4 protein-coding genes are annotated in these 5028 nt (G+C 64.8%); all 4 read left to right on the top strand.

All coding sequences use genetic code 11. From position 1 onward, the window contains the following. Positions 1-203 precede the first annotated feature (203 nt). On the top strand, positions 204-809 hold the full coding sequence (gene tssJ / locus PI87_RS27850) for a type VI secretion system lipoprotein TssJ (RefSeq protein ID WP_442965535.1): 606 nt from the start codon (positions 204-206) through the stop codon (positions 807-809). 37 nt (positions 810-846) lie between these two features. Then, complete coding sequence (tssK, locus tag PI87_RS27845) at positions 847-2193, top strand: type VI secretion system baseplate subunit TssK (protein ID WP_039600995.1); 1347 nt, start codon at positions 847-849, stop codon at positions 2191-2193. Then, positions 2190-2981, top strand: coding sequence for a type IVB secretion system protein IcmH/DotU (gene icmH / locus PI87_RS27840; protein WP_039600994.1), 792 nt, complete (start codon positions 2190-2192; stop codon positions 2979-2981). The genes tssK and icmH overlap by 4 nt, the downstream gene beginning before the upstream one ends. Before the next feature lie 86 nt (positions 2982-3067). Further along, positions 3068-5028 (top strand): type VI secretion system Vgr family protein (locus PI87_RS27835; RefSeq protein ID WP_039600993.1); only part of this gene is annotated, 1961 nt, incomplete at its 3' end.

Below are 5028 nucleotides of genomic sequence, written 5' to 3'. Positions count from 1 at the left end.
ATTATTAAGAAACCGAAACATTTCGCCGTTTTCAATTATTAAGAAACCGAAACATTTCACGATTTTTTTTATTCGAGCAGCCGAAAAGCTGGTCAAATCAATAGAATTAAACAGTACAAAAATCAGGCATGAAGACAATGAAATTCGATGCAGCAAGGAGGCTGTCGGGCTGCGGCAGCACCCCCAAGCGCCGCGTCGCGACGATGCTCAAACTGGCGCTGGCCGGGCTGAGCCTGGCGGCCCTGGCGGGGTGCTCCACCGGCGCCAGCGTGCTGGCCGGTGCTGCCAATGGCGCGCTGGAAGCGATGGGGCTGAAATCGTCGAACCTGCCGGATGCGCAGAAGCCGCCGCGCGAAGTGCCGCTCAAGCTCACCGCCGGCACCAACCTGAACGCCGCCAACGACAAGCGGCCGGTGGCGCTGGTGGTGCGCCTGTATTCGCTCAAGGACCCGACCAGCTTCTTGCAGGCACCGTATGACACCTTCATCGATCCGGCACGCGAGAAGCAAACCCTCGGCGCCGATCTCGTGCAGGTTCGGGAAATGACACTGATCCCGGGCCAGCGCTACGACTTCACGGAAAAGGTTTCGCGTGAGGCCACGACGCTCGGCGTGGTGGCGCTGTTCCGCAGCCCCGCCGCACAGCGCTGGAAGTTCGCCTTCAACACCGAGAAGAACGAGAAGAACGGCGTCGTGATCGGCCTGCATGCCTGCGCCATGACCTTGACCACGGGCACGCCGACCACACCGGCTGGCAGCTCGCCGCTATCCGATCTGAACCTGCTTTCGCCCGCCATCTGCGGTAGTTGAGCCGGCGCACCCATGCACAAGCACTAGAAGGGCCAACGTGAGCTATTCCGCAAAGATTCTCTGGGGCGAAGGGCTGTTCCTGCGTCCGCAGCATTTCCAGCGCCAGGATGCGTACCACGAGTCACGCCTGCATGCGACCGCGCAAGTCATCCAACCGTATGGCTGGGGCGTACGCCACGCGCGTTTTGATACCGATGCACTCGCCAGCGGCGTGCTGCGCGTGACGGAGCTTTCGTTGTTCTTCCCTGACGGAGAGCTTTACTTCGCGCCGCAGGCCGATGCCCTACCGCCTCCGCTTGTGCTGGATGCCATTCCGGCCGGCGTGTCCGAGCTGACCTTCCATATCGCGCTGTATCCGCTGCAGGAAAACGGCGGCAACTATCGTGAGCCGGTTGAAGGTGCATCCGTCTCACGCTTTGTCGGTGCAGAAGAAGAAACGGCCGATCTCTATACCGAGGCCGAGCCCGCTGCCATCACCTTCCTGAAGAAGTCGGTCAAGCTGGTGGCGGAAACCGAGCCGCGCGACCAGTTTATCTCCCTGCCCGTTGTGCGCGTGCGCCGCACCGGCACTGGCGGATTCGAGCTGGATGAGGCCTTCGTGGCGCCCAGCCTGTCAATCAACGCCTCGGCCGTGCTGTATCAGCGGCTGCGCCGACTGCTCGATGCGCTGCAGGCCAAGGTCAACGCACTGTATGGCTTCCACCGCGAGCCGACCAAGAACATCATCGAATTCCGCTCGGGCGACATTGCCTCGTTCTGGCTGCTGCACACGGCCAACGCGGCCTTCGCTGCGCTCTCGCACCTGTACCACCACCCGGACCTGCACCCCGAGCGCCTGTTCCAGGAAATGCTGCGCTTGGCCGGCGCACTGATGACGTTCACCAAGAGCTACACGCTGACCGACCTGCCCGTCTACGACCACGACCACCCCGGCCCGGCGTTCGCCAAGCTGGACACGATCGTGCGCGAGTTGCTCGATACCGTCATCTCCACGCGCTACTTTGCGATTGCGCTGGAAGAGACGCGCCCGTCGTTCCACCTGGGCCGTATCGACTCCGGCAAGATCGACGACAAGACCAGCTTCTACCTGTCGGTGTCGGCAGACATGCCGGTGGCGGAACTGGTGGAAGCCATTCCCGCCCGCTTCAAGCTGGGCGCGCCGGATGACGTGGAGAAGCTCGTGCTCTCGTCCATGCCTGGTGTGCCGCTCACCTACACCCCACAGGTGCCGCCGGCCATTCCGGTGCGCCCGGGCGCGTGCTACTTCGCCATCGAAGCGCGCGGCATGCTGTACGACCGCATGCTGCAGGCCCAGACCATCACCATCTACGCCCCGGCTGGCATCCGGGAACTCAAACTTGAACTGATTGCGGTGACTTCATGAGCGCTACCACCACCCCTTCGCTGTTTGGCGGTTCGGCACCCGCACCCGGCAATGCCGGGGCCGACGCCCGTGAATCCAACTCGCACGCGCGTACGCTGCTGGACTTGCTCTACGACGGCTTCTTCATGCTGTTCCAGTTGCGCAATGGCCAGCAGCCCGCCAGCGCGGAAGATTTTCTTGCGCGTGTACGCACCTTCCTGGATGAGTTCGATCGCGGCGCCAAACGCCTGAATGTGTCGGCTGAAGATGTGTTCGACGCCAAATACGCCTTCTGCGCCGCCGTGGATGAAACCATCCTGTCGTCCAACTTCTCGATCCGCACGGCATGGGAGCGCCGCCCGCTGCAGCTCGTGCTGTTTGGCGAGCAGCTCGCCGGCGAGACCTTCTTCGTCAAGCTGGAAGAACTGCGCGCCCACGGTGCCCCGCGCCTGCAAGCGCTGGAAGTCTTCCACATGTGCCTGCTGCTGGGCTTTCGCGGCAAGTACATCATCGAAGGCCCGGAGAAGCTCGCCTACCTCACGGCACGCCTGGGCGATGAGATTTCCGCCATCAAGGGCAAGCGCGCCGCCTTCGCACCGCATTGGCCGCTGCCAGACAAGGTGGCACACACGCTCAAGCGCGAGACGCCGTTGTGGATCTTCGGCGCCGTGTTCGCGCTGATCGCGCTGCTGGCGTTCCTCGGGCTGTCGCACACGCTGCGCACCAAGACCAACGAAACGCTGGAAGGCTATTCGCAGGTCATCAAGCTCGGGCCGCGTTTCTCGCACCTGACGATTTCGTTGCCCTGACCGCTGCCCTGATTGCCACCCTGGCGCGGCCGACACCCGCGCCAGCCTGCTGACCCCGCTTACGCATCCATCGCGACGCCGCTCCGATGAAGCCTTTGTCCACCCTGTCGGCCAACATGCCGCAAGCTCCCCTGGGCGCACTGCTCGGGCAGCAGACCCGCCAGATCGCCATCGAGACGGCGCTCGCTTCCGACAACCTCGTCGTGGAGCGCTTTACCGCCACCGAAGCGGTCTCGGCCTCGTTCGTGCTGCAGGTCGATTGCCTGAGCCCATCTGCCCACCTGGATACGGTCAAGCTGGCCTCGCAAGAAGCCACGCTGCGCCTGATGCAGGCCGATGGCCGCTGGCGTGCATGGCACGGCTACGTGGCGGACTGTGCATCGCTGGGCGGTGACGGTGGCCTGGCGCGCTATCGATTGCGCATCGTGCCGTGGCTCGACCGCCTGCGCACGCGAAGTGATTGCTTCGTCTACCAGAACAAGACTGCGCTGGAGATCATCGAAGAGGTCTTTGCCGAGTACCCGGTCGCCCACTACAAGATTGCCGCCAGCCAGCCGTGCGCCAAGCGCTCGATCTGCTGCCAGTACCGCGAGACGGACTACGCGTTCGTGATGCGCCTGCTGGCGGAGGAAGGCCTGTCGTTCCGCATCGAGCATCAGCAGAGCGACGAAAAGCAGGACAGCGCCCAGTCGCGCCACACCGTCGTGATTTTCGACAACGACGCCGAGCGGCCCGCCTGCGCGCAGTCCGACATCCGCTTCCACCGTGTCGACGCCACGGAAAGCGAAGATGCCATCGAGCGCTTCTCGAACACGCACAGCGTCGGCACCAATGCCGTGACCCTGGCATCGTGGGACTACAAGGCACTGGCTGCCACCTCGGCCCAGGCCACGGCCACCGACACCGGCGGCGAGTTGCCCACGCTGGAAAGCTTTGAAGCGTCGGGCCCGTATCAATTTACCGACGCGCAAGGCGCCAGCCACGCTGCCAAGCTGCGTATGCAAGCCCATGAAGGCGCCTTCCTGCGCTACCAGGGCCAGGGCAGCGTGCGCCAACTAGGCGCTGGCCAGCGCTTCACGCTCACGCAGCACTTTGACAGCCACCACAGCGAGTTCGTCACGCTGCAGGTCGAGCACGAAGCCGCCAACAACCTTGGCGCCGACATCGCGCGCCTGCTGGGCACCACATCAATCGAATCGGGCAGCTACCGCAATCGTTTCATTGCCGTGCCCGCCGATGCGCCCATCGTGCCGGCATACCGCCGCCGCCCGACCGCGCCTGAAGGTCAGGCCGCCGTCGTCATCGCCGATGACGGCGCACCGCTCACCACGGATCGCGACCACCGCGTGCGCGTGCGCTTTCCGTGGCTGCGCGCGCCGGAGGTCAACGCCTTCTCCGACCCCGGCAGCAGCGATCGCACGCAAGTCACCGCGTGGGTGCGCGTGGCGACCGCCAGCGCTGGCCCCAACTGGGGCGGCAACCACCTGCCGCGCGCCGGCACGCAAGTGCTGCTCACCTTCATCGACGGCGACATCGACCGGCCGATGGTGGCCATGCAGCTGCACAACACGCAGGACGCCCTGCCCTGGCCCGCCGCCGACGCGCCGCTCGGGCAGGCGTTGTCCGGCTGGCATTCGCAAGGCCTGGGCGGCGATGGATACAACCAGTGGGTGGTCGATGATCACCCCGGCCAGTTGCGCACGCGCCTGGCCAGCTCCACCGCCAACAGCCAGCTCAACCTCGGTTATGTGACCTCGCACGGCGCCACGGGTGGCGACCGCGGCAGCTGGCGCGGCACTGGCGCAGAGCTGCGTACCGATGCGTGGGCCGTGGTGCGCGCAGGCGCGGGCCTGCTGCTCTCGACCACCGCGCGGGCGCAGGCAACAGGCACGCTGCTCGACGCGCATGAGGCACGCGGGCAGCTCACCGCTGCGCAGAAGACCGCGCAACGCCTGTCCGATGCTGCATCCAGCCAGCAAGCGCTTCCGTTGGCAGCCAACGAAGCATTCGACCCGATCGACAAGGCACTCGACCCATCGCAATACGG

This window comes from Ralstonia sp. A12 (genome assembly GCF_000801955.1).
Classification (GTDB): domain Bacteria; phylum Pseudomonadota; class Gammaproteobacteria; order Burkholderiales; family Burkholderiaceae; genus Ralstonia.
This window is presented reverse-complemented; position numbering and strand designations above follow the sequence as displayed.

Excerpts from the sequence above, each read along its gene's own strand:
- tssJ (WP_442965535.1), top strand. The coding sequence starts at position 204 with ATGCTCAAACTGGCGCTGGCCGGGCTGAGCCTGGCGGCCCTGGCGGGG.
- icmH (WP_039600994.1), top strand. The coding sequence starts at position 2,190 with ATGAGCGCTACCACCACCCCTTCGCTGTTTGGCGGTTCGGCACCCGCA.